General features: G+C 70.1%; 13 protein-coding genes. 10 read left to right on the forward strand and 3 right to left on the reverse strand.

Annotated features, from left to right (window positions below):
• Positions 1–17: 17 nt before the first annotated feature.
• On the reverse strand, positions 18–725 hold the full coding sequence (locus AC07B0_RS37755) for a hypothetical protein (protein ID WP_469383448.1): 708 nt from the start codon (positions 723–725) through the stop codon (positions 18–20).
• A 112-nt stretch (positions 726–837) separates the two neighbouring features.
• Here AC07B0_RS37755 and AC07B0_RS37760 point away from each other — a divergent pair, with 112 nt between their 5' ends.
• Complete coding sequence (locus tag AC07B0_RS37760) at positions 838–1,041, forward strand: hypothetical protein (RefSeq protein WP_469383450.1); 204 nt, start codon at positions 838–840, stop codon at positions 1,039–1,041.
• 127 nt (positions 1,042–1,168) lie between these two features.
• Here the strand turns inward: AC07B0_RS37760 and AC07B0_RS37765 are convergent, their stop codons facing one another.
• On the reverse strand, positions 1,169–2,206 hold the full coding sequence (locus tag AC07B0_RS37765; protein ID WP_478900270.1) for a P-loop nucleotide/nucleoside kinase family protein: 1,038 nt from the start codon (positions 2,204–2,206) through the stop codon (positions 1,169–1,171).
• A gap of 942 nt (positions 2,207–3,148) precedes the next feature.
• Here AC07B0_RS37765 and AC07B0_RS37770 point away from each other — a divergent pair.
• The 9 genes from AC07B0_RS37770 to AC07B0_RS37810 all read left to right on the forward strand — a co-directional run bounded on the left by AC07B0_RS37770 (position 3,149) and on the right by AC07B0_RS37810 (position 13,917).
• A complete protein-coding gene (locus AC07B0_RS37770; RefSeq protein ID WP_478900272.1) occupies positions 3,149–4,099 on the forward strand; it encodes a hypothetical protein in 951 nt (316 codons plus the stop codon).
• 184 nt (positions 4,100–4,283) lie between these two features.
• Complete coding sequence (locus tag AC07B0_RS37775) at positions 4,284–4,559, forward strand: hypothetical protein (RefSeq protein WP_467299605.1); 276 nt, start codon at positions 4,284–4,286, stop codon at positions 4,557–4,559.
• On the forward strand, positions 4,556–5,674 hold the full coding sequence (locus AC07B0_RS37780; RefSeq protein WP_478900274.1) for a conjugal transfer protein: 1,119 nt from the start codon (positions 4,556–4,558) through the stop codon (positions 5,672–5,674). The genes AC07B0_RS37775 and AC07B0_RS37780 overlap by 4 nt, the downstream gene beginning before the upstream one ends.
• A 17-nt stretch (positions 5,675–5,691) precedes the next feature.
• A complete protein-coding gene (locus tag AC07B0_RS37785; RefSeq protein ID WP_469383459.1) occupies positions 5,692–6,027 on the forward strand; it encodes a hypothetical protein in 336 nt (111 codons plus the stop codon).
• Complete coding sequence (locus AC07B0_RS37790; RefSeq protein WP_478900275.1) at positions 6,024–6,617, forward strand: hypothetical protein; 594 nt, start codon at positions 6,024–6,026, stop codon at positions 6,615–6,617. Before AC07B0_RS37785 ends, AC07B0_RS37790 begins: the two co-directional genes overlap by 4 nt.
• A gap of 43 nt (positions 6,618–6,660) precedes the next feature.
• On the forward strand, positions 6,661–9,267 hold the full coding sequence (locus tag AC07B0_RS37795; protein ID WP_469383464.1) for an ATP-binding protein: 2,607 nt from the start codon (positions 6,661–6,663) through the stop codon (positions 9,265–9,267).
• On the forward strand, positions 9,264–11,699 hold the full coding sequence (locus AC07B0_RS37800) for a hypothetical protein (protein ID WP_478900276.1): 2,436 nt from the start codon (positions 9,264–9,266) through the stop codon (positions 11,697–11,699). The genes AC07B0_RS37795 and AC07B0_RS37800 overlap by 4 nt, the downstream gene beginning before the upstream one ends.
• A gap of 75 nt (positions 11,700–11,774) precedes the next feature.
• On the forward strand, positions 11,775–12,464 hold the full coding sequence (locus AC07B0_RS37805; protein ID WP_469383468.1) for a hypothetical protein: 690 nt from the start codon (positions 11,775–11,777) through the stop codon (positions 12,462–12,464).
• Positions 12,457–13,917: a peptidoglycan DD-metalloendopeptidase family protein gene (locus AC07B0_RS37810; RefSeq protein ID WP_469383470.1), complete on the forward strand. Its 1,461-nt coding sequence runs from the start codon at positions 12,457–12,459 to the stop codon at positions 13,915–13,917. Before AC07B0_RS37805 ends, AC07B0_RS37810 begins: the two co-directional genes overlap by 8 nt.
• A gap of 854 nt (positions 13,918–14,771) precedes the next feature.
• Here the strand turns inward: AC07B0_RS37810 and AC07B0_RS37815 are convergent.
• Entirely contained in the window at positions 14,772–15,554 is a 783-nt protein-coding gene (locus AC07B0_RS37815) for a hypothetical protein (RefSeq protein ID WP_469383473.1), read from the reverse strand.
• Positions 15,555–15,805 lie beyond the last annotated feature (251 nt).

Genomic DNA, 15,805 nt, shown 5'->3' on the forward strand with positions numbered 1-15,805 from the left:
CAGGGCCGCCGCCTCCCTCAGGGCGTCAGGGCGGCCGTGGCGAGGGTCCCCCGGAGGATCCGCTCACGCGGCAGGGAAAGACCGAAGAGGCGCCCCAGGATCTCGAACAGGGCGCGCCGCGTGCGCTCTTCGTCCTCCGCGCCCGCGTACCCTTCCCGGCCGCCGGCCGGCAGTCCTGCCCCGGCGATGGCCGCCGTCACCTCCGCGGCCACCGCCGGGTCCCCGTCGACGCCGTCGTATCCCCATGACCCGTCCAGGTGCAGGTTGAACGAGCAGGCGAGGTGCCCGTCGTGGTGGTACTCGAAGAACGGCGGCACGGGCTTGCCGTTGTCCTCCTCGAACACCACCTGGAAGACGTGCGCCCCGCCCTCCGAGGCCGGACCCAGCTCGCCGAACTCGCCCCACCACGGGCCGTACATGACCGCGAACGACAGTCCGGCGTGCTCGCCGTACCGCAGGAACACGTCTTCCTCGACCTCGAAGGCGTCCAGGTCCGCGAGCTCCTCGGCGGTGTGCTCGCCGGGCACCCTGTGGACGACGGCGGGCCCCGCCCAGCAGGCGGCCGCGGAGAGCCGCTCGACCAGCGCGTCCGGTGTCAGCCCGCGGGCCATCACCACGTTGTACCCGCCGTAGGGGATCCAGCGGGGCGCCGCGAGCCAGGAGATCCCGGTCTCGGCGTCGCCGGAAGCGGTGTCCTGCGGGCGGTCCTGCGTGTGTTCGGTCACCCGGACATGATCCACGACCCCACTGACAGCCGGTGAAGGACCCGGGCCGAAGCGGCCGGACCGGCCCGGACGGGATCCGCATCCTGTGGGGCCCCGTGTCGTTGGGCGGGGCATGAAGAAGATCATCACGGGCGCCCTCGTGGCCGCCCTCACCGCCGTCTCCGCCGGCACGGCCGCCGCGGACGAGTACCACCGGGATTCGCACAACGCGCCGGTGGTGGCGCTGGTCAACACCGGGCAGATCGACGACCCGCTGGAGGACGTGCTGGAGCACACGCTGAACTTCGGCGGCGGAAGCAGCGACGACCGGGACTGACCTGGCGCGGCCCGGCTCCCGGCCGGCGCCGTGAACGGCTCAGCGGGGCCCGCACCCGGCCGCTCCTGTCCCGGCGCGGGTACCTCCGGGCGGCAGGCCGTAACCGGTAGGGCCGGCCTGAGCCGGCTCAGGCGTACATCGTCCCGATCGCTTGGCGGGCCTGGTCCGCGAGTGTCACCGCCGTGCCCCGCCGGTTGTCGATGACCTGGTGCGGCACGGCCGGGCGCAGCTCCAGGTCGAGCGTGGCCATGTACTCGTCCCAGTGCTCCAGCTTCCAGGCGTCCCGGTCGTCGGCGCGGAAGGCGACATGCTCTCGCATCGACTCCTCGTCACAACGCACCCAGATCGGGTGGACGTCGGCCCCCAGGGACGCGGCGCGCCGGGTGAGCCCTGCCATCCACGCCGGGTCCGTCAGCTCCGAAACGAAGGGTGCGCAGAGCACCGTGCTGATGCCGCATCGGATGTTGGCCATGGCGGACCGCATCAGGCAGTCGTACTCCACGGGCCGGACCTGCGTCCGATAGAGGTCCGTGTGGCGGTCGTTCGGATCTCCCCCGAGCGCGATCAGCAGCTTCTCCACGAGCGGAAGGGTCAGCGGGTCCTTGTCGAGCAGCGGCCAGCCGGTGAGTTGGACCAGGAAGCGGGCGAGTTCGGTCTTCCCGGATCCCGCGTAGCCTCCGATCAGGATCAACACCGGGCGGTGGGGGTCGCCACCGGTGTGCCGGCGCTGCCACGCCTCGATGATCCCGCGCTGGAGACCGTGAGGGTCGTCGTCCTCGCTGCCTGGCACGAGGGCGCGAATCGCCCGCTCTACAGACAGGGCGTGCGCGCCGTTGGGGCTGTCGTCCGTCGGCGTGAGTGTGCCGGAGACCTCCTCGCCCGGCAGCACCTCCCGGAATCCCAAGTCCGTTTCTGTCGCCCGGTAGAGGAGGCAGTAGGCGCGGCGGTGGTGCGGGTCCGGATAGACCACGCCTTGCTCGTGCTGCCACGAAGTCAGCGGGTTCGCGGCGCGGACGCCAGCGAGCCCGGCGGGCTCGGCAAGCTCGCGGAGCCGTTCACCTGTCTCCTCCAAGGTCAGGCCGTGGGCCTCCCTCTGCTCGCGCAGACGGTCCGGCCTCCACCCCTGCCGCCCCTGTTCCGTCCTCTGACCCTCCGTCATCGTCATGCGGCCAAGCCTAGAGGGCGTGTCCTCGGCAGCCGCATTTCGTCCGCCTCGGCGTTCTCCGTGCGGCCGCGGGAAGGGCCCGCGTGCCGCCCGGGCAGTGCGATGCCGGTGCCGATGCCGATGCCGTAAGAGGCCTGCACCGTGAACATCCCCGCGAACATTCCATGTGCCTGCCGCACCCCTGGGCACCGGCTGCATCCGCATCGTCAGGACGCACCCGATGGCACTCATCGAAGTGGTGCATCGGGTGCACCGGTCCCTGAGCCCGGTGCGATACCGCTCCGTACCACCGCTGCACCCTTCCCGGCCGACCGCGGCTTCCCACTGGCCTGGGCGCGGGCCGCTTCGGACACGGGCACTCGGCATCCGCGTGAGGTGACGGCGGTGCCTCGCCCTCTCCCGACCCCTTGACCTGATTCCGGGCCCGGGAAGTCGGCCTGCCGGCCACCCCTTGACCAGGTGCGTGGCACCCCCTTGACCAGGGCCACTACGGACCTCGCACCCCTTGACCAGAGGTCTGGTCAAGGGGCCTCCGGACCGGATCGTGGGAATCCGCCGTGGTTCCGCGGAGCGCGGCGACGAAGGCTGATGCCGGGACGCACCCTCCCCACCGCCCAGGTGCGGCCCTGCCGAGACCGGCGCATCCGGTGCGGATGTCCGCGGGTGGCCGCAGCCGGGTGCGGATGCCGATGCGGCGGACCGAGGTACATCAGGGCGACCGGTGCGGGGGCGGCGCACCGGACTCGTCGGCACCGGCGGGTCCAGTGCGTCCGCCGCCACATCCGCCCCTTGACCCGTCACCCCTTGCCCAGCCGGACGACCGGACGTCCAGGCCCGTTTCCCCTTGACCACCGGCCCTCGCACCGCCGTCAGACCGCGGTCAAGGGGGCCCCGGGGAGTGTGAGCGCCATCGAGTCCAGATGACGAAAGGACGGACCCGGCATGGCCACCTCCCAGTTCGACGCGGAGCTCGACTCTTCCGAGTCCGTGACCCGCTACAACACGATCACCCTGATGAACCGCGACTGGGACGTGCTGTGCCACGACCTCCGCGCAGTCGACCGGGTCGCCGAGTGGGCACATCAGTACCCGGTCCTCGCCGGTGCCACCGGCCCCCAGGACATCGTCGACACGGTCACCGCCCACTACCGCCGCGGCGACTTCGACAGCCACGACCGCGTCATGCGCCTGCTGGTCGAACGCGTCGGCGGCGAGGGCTTCGACGGGCACCTCGCCTGGCGGATCGCGGTACGGATACTGATGCCCAAGGCGGTCCTGATGGCCAAGTCGCAGCGCCGGACCGGGCTGCCGTGGGATGACGTCTGCGCGGCCGTCTTCGGCGCGGCCTACGAGGTCGTGCGCACCTACCCGCTCGACCGGCGGCCGCACCGCATCTACAACAACCTCGCCCTCGACACCCTCCAGCTGACCCGGCGCACCCTGGCCGCCCACTTCGACGAAGGGGACGAGGCCCGGGACGTTGCCGCCCGCGTCGCCCCTCTCGCGGAGGCCGAATGCCACAGCCGTTACGGCCACGTCGTCTCCAGCGCGGACCCGGAGACTCCCCACGACAAGGTCGAGCTCGCGGACCTGCTGGTGCGCGCGGCGCAGATGGAGCTCGTCGACGCCGACGAGCCTGCTCTGTCCCGTCACGAGACACGGACTGAAGTCCTCGATCTGCTGCTGTGGGCGCTTGAGATCGGCGCGCTGAAAGGGATCGAGGCACAGCGCATCGCCCGCTACTACCTGTCCGCCTCGGTCCGTCCCGAGCAGCAGCACATGACCACACGGTCCATGGGCCACGAGGGTGCCCTGCTGCGGCAGCACGCCAGCCGCGCCGTCCGGACGCTGCGTACGAAGGCGGACCTCGCCCAGTACCGGGCCGTCGCCTGAATCCCGCCGCGACGGCGGCCGGTTCACTCCTGAAGCGGCCGCTGTGAAAGCCGTTCGAAGAAACTTCGGGCCCACTGTCACACCGGCCGCTCCTTCGACACCTGTAGCAACCGAAACCCCCGCCCACTGCGGCACCGCCCCACCTCAGCCCCCCTCCACCCTTCGCGACTCCGGGAGACCCGACGTGACCACGACGCCCCCGGCCGGCACCGGCCGACAGCTCCTCGACGCCGACGAGGCCCGCGTCGCACGCGCCTCCCGTCAGCTGACCAAGATCGCCGCCGCGCTGGTGAGCCGGCCGATGGACCGCACACTGCACGAGCAGATGCGTGCCTTCCTCACCAAGGAGTCGGAGTCCGCGCTGGCGTCCTGGGACGTCCTGGTCGCCCGCACACCCGATGAACTCAAGGAGCGCATCTCGACCGTCCTGACCGCGCAGGCCCAGCGGAGCGCCTCGTGAAGCGGGTACGGCGTCAGCGAAAGGGCGGCAAGAAGCAGACCGTCGAGGCGGAGGTCCCGGAGCAGGAGATCGACGCGCCACAGGAAGAGGCGGCCGACGCGGTCGCGACCGGGTGGAAGACGAGCACCGCGCACCTGTCCGGGATCACCAGCCTGGTCCGCATCGTCGCCTGGGCGGTCGTGGTATCCGGACCGGTCCTAGGTGGGTTGGCGTTCCTCGTCTCGTCCACACCGGCCCAGGGAGTCACCAAGCCGGTCGCGGCTCCGACTCCGGCGTCACCGGTCGGTCCCGCCGGATTCGCCGAGCTGTTCGTCGCCGCCTACCTCCAGGCCGGCCAGGGCACGGAGCGCGATCTGGCGCCGTTCCTCTCCGGCTCCATCTCGCTGTCGGTGAAGCCCGGCACCCGGACGGCCACCCAGTCGACCGTGATCGCGTCCCGGGAGGTACAACCGGGCTACTGGTCGATCACCGTGGCCGCCGACGTCACCGCCCAGGACGACAAGGGCAAGACCAAGCGGCAGGGAGTGCAGTACTTCCGTGTCGGCATCCACGCGACGGGCCCGGCGGTGGCCGGCGGTACGGGCAAGCCGGCGGAAACCGTGACCGGGTACACGGCGACGTCCCTGCCGGCTCAGGTCGCCGCCCCCGCCGCACTCCAGCCCGGCGAGCTGGCGTACGGATCCGACCGCGGCTCCAGCGGCACGGACCCGGCGGTCGAGACCGCACACGGTTTCCTGACCGCCTACCTCACCGGCACGGCAGAACTCGACCGGTACACGTCCCCGGGCGTGCACCTCCAGGCCATCAACCCGTCGCCGTACGCCACGGTCAAGGTCACCGGCGTCCAGGACGACTCCCGCGAGAACGGGCAGCAGAAGGTGCCCGCCGACGGCACGGTGCTGCACCAGCTGGTGCAGATCACCGCCACGGAACAGACCGGAGCACCCGTCTCCCTGAGCTACGCGCTCACTCTCAAGTCACGCGCGGGCCGCTGGGAGGTCTCGTCCATCGACGATGCCCCGGCCGTCCGCCCGAGCAGTGCGCCGTCCGCGGCGCCGCACGTCACCCCGACCCCCGGCGCCGTGGGCAAATCGCCCTCGCCGTCGAGCTCCTGAAGAAAGAGGAACCGTTCATGAACACCCTGGCCAATCCCGACCACGTCGTCCTCGCCGGCGATGTCCTCGACTGGGCCAACACGAAGACCGGCCAAGTCAAGGCGCTCATCATGGCCGTGGCCGGCGTCATGGCGGTCATCGCCGTGCTGATGGCGTGGTGGAAGACCCGGTCCTTCGTCGGCACTCTCGTCGCCTTCGTCCTGTCCGCACTGGTCCTGTGGGGCATCAGCAACCTCGGCGTCCTCCAGGGCAAGGTCGGATCCGAGATCACCGACAATGGGGCCCCGGTCTCCGTCGTCCACGTCACCGGCGACGCCGCCGGGCTGACGGGTGGGGACCGGCAGCTGTCATGAGTGCCTCGGAGGAGGAGCTGATCGGGCACTCGTACACACGAGCCCGCAAGCACCCCCTGGTCATCGGCAAACTCCCGGGGGCCGGCCGGCTCCCGGGAGGGCCGTACACGATCACGCAGGTCATGACGATGGTGGTCACCTTCGGGCTTCTCGTCATGACGAGGGACCTGTGGGCCCACTTCGGCGTGATGAACTTCGTCCTCATGGCCTCGGTCCCGTGGGGTCTGGCCTGGGTGCTGCGCTACGCGCGTCTCGACGGGCGCGACCCGGCCCGGGCGCTCCGGAGCCTGCTCACCTACTCCTCCACCCCGGTCCAGGGCCGGCTGGCCGGCCAGCCACAGCGGGTCGTTCGTCCACGACTGGCGTCCGCCACCTGCACGGTGCGCGTCCGGTCCGACGAACGGCCGGCCCCGGCGGTGGCCCCGGCCCCAGCCGCCAAGGTCGTCGAGCCCGCTCCCGTACCGGACACGAAGGCCTCCGCCACACCGGAGCGGGTCCGTCCGACCTCCCCGGCGGCTGCTGGGACCGATGGCCGGCCGCAGCCCAAGACCGGGCTGCAGGCCCTCCTCGCCTCACTCGACGAGCGCTGACCAGCCGGCTCAACGCCATCATCCGCAGAGAAAGCAGAGCATCATGCGTCTCCCCGTCCGGCACATCAGCGGCCACCTGATCTGGACCACCGCCGCCACCGTGTGGGCGGTGTGGCGCGTCGACACCGAGAACTACACGCATGCCAGCAAGTCGACGAAGCGTGAGCGGCTCGACTCCCTGGAGGCGCTCTTCAAGTCCCTGCGCGGCGAGGCTTTGCTGCTCAGCCTGTGCCCGAGTGTCGATGCCGCCTCGGTCGTCACCCGCATGACCGCCGGCGTCGACCTCGACCAGTCCCCCGAGTACGTCGACCTGGCGCTGAAAGTCCTGGACCAGCTCCAGGACCTGGAACTCTCCGGCCGCGTCGACTTCCTCGCCGTCCCGCTGGCCCACAACGACCTCAAGCAGAGCGCCCGGGCCGTCATCTCCTCCCTCCAGGCCGAGGTCTTGGGGACGCTCGGTCTGCCCGTGGGCCCGATACCCGTGTCAGAGGAGCGGCAGCGCCTGGAGCAGGCCACCCGCCTGGCCGCGGGCTGGCCCTCTGGAATCAGGATGCGGCCGGCCACCGAGGCGGAGATCCTGTGGATCTACGGTCACAGCGCCCGGCGGGGTGTGAGCGAACCCCTCCTCCCGGAGGACGGGGCCCCCCGGGCCCTGCGGGGCCGCGGCCACACCGTCACCGCCCACACCCAGGTCATCCTGGACGAGGGAGGACGCGGCAACCGGCCCTCCAAGGGCCCGACCAACCCGTTCAAGCGGCGCTACATGCGCGCGACGACCGAGTTCGGCGACTCGTACCAGGCGTTCTGCATGCTCGCGGAGATGCCGGAGGCCTTCCGGTTCCCCGGCAGCGAGTACCTGGCCGCCCTGGACGACTTCAACTTCCCCGTCGACTGGGCGGTGCGGCTCCATGTGGAGTCCGGGGCGAAAGCCGAACCGAAGAGCCGCCGCCAGCAGCGCGAACTCGCCCACCAGAGGGGCGAGTACGACGGCGAGACCTCCGGGGTGCCCGCCTCCCTCGACAAGGCGAGCCTGGCGCTGGACCAGTACCGCGACCGCCTCACCGCGTCCTCGACCGAGGTCGAGATCCGTGCCTCCGTCGCCACCTGTGTATGGGGGGAGACCGCCGAGGAGGCGGACGAGCGGGCCACGTCCCTGGCCAACCACTTCGGCGGCAACGACTACACCCTCGTGCGGCCCACCGGTGACCAGGTCGCGTTGTTCCACGGCATGCTGCCCGGGATCAAGACGCCCCGGCCGATGCTCGACTACACCCAGTACCTCCTCGCCCGCGACTTCGCGATGAGCATGCCGTTCTGCGGCGCCGGGCTCGGCGACGACTCCGGCAGCCTCTTCGGGCTCCAGCTCAACGGCGGCGGTGTGCGCCCGGTGCTCGTGGACTTCTCCCACGGCCCGCGGGTCAACGCCAGCGCGTCCGCCGCGTTCGTCGGTGAGCTCGGTTCCGGCAAGTCCGTCGCGATGAAGTGCGCGATGTACTCGATCCTGACCACCGGCCACCGGACCGGTCAGAAGAACTCCCGCGGCCGCGCCCTGGTCATCGACCGCACCCCGCAGCAGGAGTGGAGCCGGTTCGCGAACGCGTGCCCGGGCACCACGCAGATCATCAACGTCGACGAGAACGCCGGCGTGTCCCTGGACCCCCTGCGGGTCTTCCGCGGCCCTCGTGCGGCCCGCTACACCGAAAGCTTCCTCACCCCGCTCCTCGACATCGGCTCGATGAGCATCGAGGGAATCACCCTCGCCGAGGCGATCGAGGCCACGCGCCTCGGGCCTCAGCCGAGCATGCTCTCACTGACCGACACGCTCGCCGACCGGGCCCGTACCGCCGACCCCGAAGAACCGAACGACGCCGCGGTGCGGGCCGCTGCCTCCGACCTCGTCCGCAAGCTGCGCTCGCTGGCGAAGAAGGACCTGGGCCGGGTCATCTTCGACCCGTCGCTGCCGGTGGTCCGGATCACGGCCGCCGACAGCATCGTCTTCGCCGTCGACCGGCTCGGTCTGCCGACCAAGGAAGAGCTGTCCGAGCACCGGCTCCCGTCCCTCGAGGTCGAGAAGCGGTTCGGCTGGCGGCTCATGTACCTGATGACGGCGCTGTGCCGGGAGATCGCCTTCGCCGACTCGAGCGAGTTCGCCGGCGTCTTCCTCGACGAGTGCTGGTGGCTGACGAGTTCGGCCGAAGGCTCCGGCCTCCTGCTGGAAATGATCGCCGACGGCCGCAAGCACAACGCCGGCGCCTTCGCGGGCAGCCACGACCCGTACGACATCGGTCCGAAGAACGAGGTCGGCGACAAGATCCGGGCCCTGCTCAGCCACATCTTCGTGTTCCGCCACCGCGGCAAGGCGCTCGCCGCCCGCTGCCTGGAGTTCCTCGACCTGGACCCGGCCGACGGCGAGATGCTCAAGCTCATCACCGAAAACCTCAGCCCCCTCAACGTCAGCGACGCCGAACGCTTCATGAGGGCCGGTGAATGCCTGTACCGAGACCTGCGCAAGCGCATCGCGGGCCTGAAGGTGCTGATCCCGGCGGACGAGAACGCGGCCGCCGCGATCTACACCACCCCGGGCCAGGCCGACGCGGCGGACGACGAGGACGCGGAGCTCGCCCCGGTGGCGGACGGAGCCCTCACATGAGGACCGCGCGCAAGCGGGCGGGCCGGAGGAGCCGTCTCGCTCTGATCACGCTCCTGCTTGCCCTGTTCACCATCGGGCTCACCGCCTGCGGGCCCGCGGTGAGCGCGCCGGCGGCCAAGCCGACGGTCGTCGAGGGCAAGAAGCAGAAGGACGCCAGCGACGGCATCCTGCAGCCCTTCAACGTCACGGACAAGAAAGACGTACCGATCTCCGCCTACACGGTGAAGACGGACACCGGCGGCTGGAAGGACATCGACCTCAAGATCTGGAACATCGTCGCCCAGCTGCTCTTCGGACTCACGAAGTGGATCGTCGGCTTCACCTGCTGGTTGATCAAATGGGCTCTGAACTTCGGCCTGGCGGAGATCCTCGTCGCTCCGGTCGAGACCATCGCCAACGCGATCAAGTACCAGGTCATCGACAAGTTGGGACTGCCCGGGCTCTTCCTGCTCTTCGCGGGCGCCTATGCCGGCTGGGTGATCCTGTTCAAGGAGCGTTCGCGCGGCTTCGCCGAGATCGGGGTGTCCCTGGTCATCGCCGCGCTGACCACCACGGTTCTGGTCTCGCCCACCCAGGTGCTGCTCGGCAACCACGACCAGACTCAACCGACGGGCTCGACCATGCTCCTGTCGGAGGAGGGAATGGTCGGCACGGCCAAGTGCTTCACGCTCGAGGTCGCCACCGTTGTACTAGCCGGCGATCCCACGAAATCCCAGGGCTGCGCCGATCCCGACAACGTGGCCAAGCCGATCACCAACGCCCTGGTCGACGCGTTCATCGTCAAACCCAACCAGCTCATGGTCTACGGAACCACCTTCAAGGATTCCTGTGACCAGGCCTTCCGTGAGTTCAAGCTCGCGGAGTTCAGGCTGGGCGAGCTGGGGATGAACTACTGGGAAGCCGGCCTCGCGGACTCCATCTACGACACGAACTACGTCGGAGCGCTGACCGACTCCGCGAAGAAGTTCGAATCCGCGTGCGGGGACATGAAGCCCAAAGCCAAGCGCGCCTCCCCGGACCTCGCGTTCAGCGCCCTGTTCGTCGCGATCGCCGCCGTCATCGTGGCCATCCTCATGGTGCTCGTGACCGGCGGGTTCCTCACCTCGCAGGGCTGGCTGGCGTTCGAGGCCATCCGCGGCCACTGGGCGCTGTGTGTCGGCATCCTGCCCGGAGGCGGCCGGGCGTCCCTGTGGCGATGGGTCTCCGCGGTCGTCAAGGCCCTCCTCGGTGTCATCCTCGCAATCCTGTTCATGGCCATGTTCATCGTCATCATCCTCGCGCTCATCGATGCGGATACCGGCGATGTCCTGGCCGTCAAGTTCATCGTCATCGACGTCGCCGCCGTCGCCGGACTGGCCGGCCACAAGCGCATCAAGCAGACCGCGCAGAGCATCGCCGTCAACCTCAACCGCAAGCTCGCCGCCGCCCGAGTCGGCGGAGCCCGTAGCTCCGTCTTCACCAGCCCGGACACGGGGCTCACTCCCGACGTGAAGCAGATGTGGGGAGACGCGCGCGGCGAAGCGGAGCGCGTGACCGGTCCGATCGGCAAGGGCCTCAAGACCGCACGTGACGCCTGGGTGGGCAAGCCGCAGGGGAACGGCAAGTCGAGCCGCCTGAAGACGGCGGCCAAACTCGGCGCCAATGTGGCAGCGGCCGTCGGCACCGGTGGCACGGCCACGGCCGCCAAGGTCGCGGGAAAGAAGGCGGCCACGGGGGCCCTGAAGAAACGCCTCCAGGATGCCGCCGTGAACAAGATGTCCCAGACCCGTGGTGGGCGGGCCACCATGGCCACGGGCAAGGCCGCGGCCGTGACCGCGAAGTACGGAGCGAAGGCAGGCAAGTTCGCCTTCATGGCCACGCTCGGTGCGCCCGTGGGCATCCCCCGCGGCATAGCCGCGACGAAGCGAAGCGCCGTCGCGGCACGTGCCCGGGCGGGTGAGGTGCGCAATCAGCTGACCGCGGTGAAGGACGCGAAGAAGGCTCAGGTCGGGAAGAAGCTCCAGGAGGCCAAGGACTTCCACAACGAGGGCATGCGCAACCTGACCGCAGCCCAGATCAAACTCGGTCTGGCGCAGATCGAGCCGAACCCCAGGGCATCAGCTCCGCCCGGACCCAGGGCCGGCGCGATCTCGACCGAGAACCCCGGCCCGAAGGCGGGCACGATCGCACCGAAGACCCCTGGTGCCAACGTGAGGGTTTCCGGTACCAAGACGCCCGGCGCTCCGAAGCAGCCTGCTTCCAAGCCGAACGCCTCGAAACTGTCGGACAAGGGGCCGACCGCGGTTCCGGGCATGCAGCCACCGGCCACCCCCGGGGCATCCACCCCCGCGGCGCCCACTCCGCTGCCGAAAAAGGACCCGGCCACGCCCCAGCCGGGGCGAGTCGCCCGGCGCGTCACCCGCCCGGCCGGCCCGGCCAAACCACGGCCGTAGTCGCACCGCGGCCGGGGCCCGCGAGGCCCCGGCCGCCCAGTTCACCGCACCTGAAGCACCCGACGGGGGATCCCCATGCCCAAAGCCGATGCCGAGCGCGCCCAGCACGGCACGATCTGGCTGTTCATCGCCTCTGTGACCCTGGCGGCCGTCGGCGTGGTCCTGCTCCTCGACGGCGGCGAGCCGGCCCGCCCGGCCGGTAGCCCGTCGAAGTCCCCCACGACCGCTCCCCCGGCGCCGCAGGCGGGCGGCCGCGTATCCCCCGTGAAGGACCCGGCGCCCCCCACGCAGAGCGCGGTGTCCCCCTCCCCCGCCGCGGAACCCACCGAGCCCACCCATCCCTCGTCGCCCGGCCCCGTGCCGGATCCGGTACAGGAAGCAGCCCGTTCCTTCACGGTCGCGTGGGCCAGCCACGATGCCCGGCCCGGCCGGGACACCTCGTACGACGACGCGTCCCGGCGTGCCGCCGAGTACGCGGCCGGGGAACTCGGCGAGGACCTCCGCACCCACACGGGCGGCAGCGCAGGTGGGCAGCAGTGGCTGAACTGGAAGGCCGCCCAGGTCCAGGTGAGCGTCACGGTGCTACAGGTCTCCCTGCCGGACGGGGCGCCGGAACCGACCCAGAACGACAGTTTCGCGCGGGTCGTCTACCGGGTGACGGAGACGCCCGCCAGTGGCCCCGCGGCCGAGTCGGAGCAGCACCTCGCGCTCAAGCTCCGCCACAGCGAGGGCACCTGGCGCGTGGTCGGACTGCCGAATGTCTGAGCAGGACGACTCTAAGTGGATCAAGCGGGCGGTGATCGGCCTGCTCGTGTGTGCCCTCCTCGGCTTCGGCCTGATGCTGACCGCGGTCCTGGCCCTGTCCTCCGCCATTGGCAAGGACAACACCTCCAAGTCCCTGGAGAACGCCGGGTTCGGAGGCGGGCTGTCCGACACCAAGGACATCCCTGACTGGTTGCGTCCCATCATCCTCGACGCGGTTTCGAAGTACGGCTGTGCGGAAGTCACCCCGTCGCTGATCGCCGCCCAGCTCTACCAGGAGAGCAATTTCCGCACGAACCCGCCGGACGGTGGGGCCGGCGCCCTGGGGATCGCGCAGTTCATCCCCAGCACGTGGGCCACCGAAGGCGTTGACGGCAACAAGGACGGCAAGAGGGATCCGCTGGAACCCCTGGACGCCGTTCCCTCGATGGTGTCGTACGACTGCAAGATGGCCGACGAGATCCGCAACGTCCCCGGTGACGTGGTGGACAACATGCTCGCCGCCTACAACGCGGGCAGCGGCGCGGTGCGCAAGCACCACGGTGTCCCTCCGTACAAGGAGACCAGGAACTACGTCCGCCAGATCCGCGAGCGTGCCGAGAAGTGGGCGGCTCCGATGGACGGCAAAGTGGGTGGCGGACTCGCCAAGGTCGTCGCCGCCGCGAAGGAAGCTCTCGGCACGCCCTACATGCTGGGCGGTGATTGCAAGCCCCAGTTCACGGGCGCCAACCGCTGTGACTGCTCCAGCCTGGTCAAGTACGCCTGGAGCAAGGTGGGCGTGAACCTGCCCCGCACGACGTACGACCAGGTCGGCACCGGGACCCAGGTGTCGATGGGCGACCTGCGGCCCGGCGACCTGATCTTCTCCGGCGGCAGCGCGTCCCGTCCGGAACACGTGTCCATGTACATCGGGGGGGCGGGGAAAGAGGTCATCGACGCCCCGCACACGGGTGCCGACGTCCGGATCAAGCCCCTCTCCTACTGGGAGGCGCGGATCCTGATCATCAAGCGGCCGAACTACACCGAGCCGGACACGGGCGGTACCTCGGGCACCTGGGTCGCGCCGGTCGCGGACGACGCGGTGGGTACCGGCTACAGGGTGTCCGGCTCCATGTGGTCGAGCGGCTACCACACCGGCGTCGACTTCCCCGTACCCTCCGGAACGGCGATCCGCGCGATCGGCCCGGGCACCGTGGTCACCGCGGGCTGGAACAGCGCCTACGGATACCAGGTGGTGATCAAACACGGGGACGGCAAGTACTCCCAGTACGCGCACCATTCCTCCCTGGCCGTCGTCGTGGGCCAGAAGGTGAACGGCGGAGACCGGATCGGCTACTCCGGTGCCACGGGCAACGTCAGCGGCGCTCACCTGCACTTCGAGGTACGCGTCGGTCCCGAGTACGGGTCGGACATCGACCCGCTCCGGTACCTACGCAACCACGGGGTCAAGATATGACCCGGCCGGCCGCCGGCTCCGTGGGGAAAAACCGCGGGCGGGATGTCACACCGGGCGGGATCCCGGCACCTGTATCAGACGAAAGGCCCGTTCGCCCTTGGAGGTGCAGCCGTGCTCCCGTCTTCGCCCGTGTTCGTCCCGGCCGCCGGCCGGACGTCGCCCAGCCCGTCGCCGGGCGGTGGGCGATGACCACGAACGATCTCATCGACGGTGCCATCGGCATCCTGGAGGATCTTCCCGGCCATACCGAACGGCTCGCGGAGTGGGCGCGGCACAACGGCTGGTGGGCCGCCCCGGTCACCGTCGCCGCGGTGGTCGCCGCGGCTGCCTGCCACCGGAGGCTTTCCGGGAACCCGGCGCCCGCGGGAGCGAAGCGGGAAAAACCACGAGCGGCCGGCTCAGACCCGAAGGCGGAGGAGGTGGTTCTGCGCGTGGGCCGGCTGATTGCCCGCGCCTACCGGAGCATCTCGCGCCGACTGCTCCGCCCGCCCGGCGGTGCGCCGTCTGTGAGGGGGCCCAGTCCCGGCGGCAAGACGGCACCGGGGGCCGATCAGCCGCTGCGGTGGCGGCAGGCGCATCCGGAAGCCGCCGCGGAACTGAAGCGTGCCCGGGGGGTGATCGGGCACAGCGGTGTCCTCATGGTGCTCAGCCTGAGCCTGATGGGAACGTCGCTGACCATCGGGTACCTGCACCTGGCGGGGTGGCTGGAAAGCACGGTGCGCCCGGCGGCAAGTCTGGCCGCGGTCTGCTGCGGCGCGTTCGCCCTGTGGCGACTGGTCCGCGCCCTGTGGAGGGCGTTGAGGGCGGTCGTCCGCACGTTCTCGGACGGCGGAGACGGCGACTTGTCCGCCCCGTCAGGTGCGGGTCAGCCGTCGTCGGGCCTTGCGGCCGAGGACCCGGAAGACCGGAAGGGTCAGGCCGACGAAGAGCAGAACGATCGCGACGCCGGAAAGCGCGGGCGAAAGCTTCTCCTCGGCCGCGAGTGACCACGGCGATCCCATGGTGTAGGCGAGCAGGTAGCCGCCCTTGGACGCGGTGTAGCCGATGCCGGCCACGGCCGCCGCGGCGGAGGACCCGTAGGCGACGGTGGACCAGGGCCGCTCGGGCCAGTTGAGGGTGGCGCTCTTGCCACACATGAACGCGAGCTCGGAGCAGGTCACGAAGACGTAGCCCAGGTAGAGCAGCAGGTAGACGCGGACCGGAACGTTCGCGGCGAAGGCCGTCGTGAACTCGACGTCCCCCGTGTTGGCTCTGAGCCAGAGCGGGATCATCATCAGCAGAACGGCCGCGGTCACGGTGGCACGCTGCCAGATCGCCGTTCTGAGGTACTCCGGGTCGTAGGCGATGTCGACCATGGTGAGCTGGAGGCTGCCGCACCAGACGATGGCGCAGATGTGGGCGATCAGCTTGGCCACGTTGTCCACGCCGGTCACGTCCTCCGCCCACGAGGCCACGGTGGGGACGGCGAAGAGGACTCCGACGGTGCAGATGGCGAAGGCGCTGGTGATGCAACGGTTCGCAACGGTGGGCGTCGTCCGGGCGCGGTACATGCAGGCCGCGGTCACCACCACTCCCAGCACGGCGCACACGCCGAATATGAGGCCGTCGAGCGGTGTGGAGCTGCTGGTGCTGTTCACCCGAGTCAAGAACCCTTCCAAGGAATCGGCTGCGCGTCTCGCGCCGGCCCCATACTCCGACATCGGTGGTGACGCCGGTGCACATGGTCTCCGCCGCGGCCCTTCGTTGACAGTCAGGACGGAGGCTGTGGATGATCGGATCATCATGCGTCGGTCAACTTGGCTTATAAACAGCTTGCTTGGCGAACGGCCTCACATCGGCGACGCCGCGTACCCGGGGGCCACCACCTGCTCATCCGACCACGACACAT

Source organism: Streptomyces sp. NPDC044704, assembly GCF_056433525.1.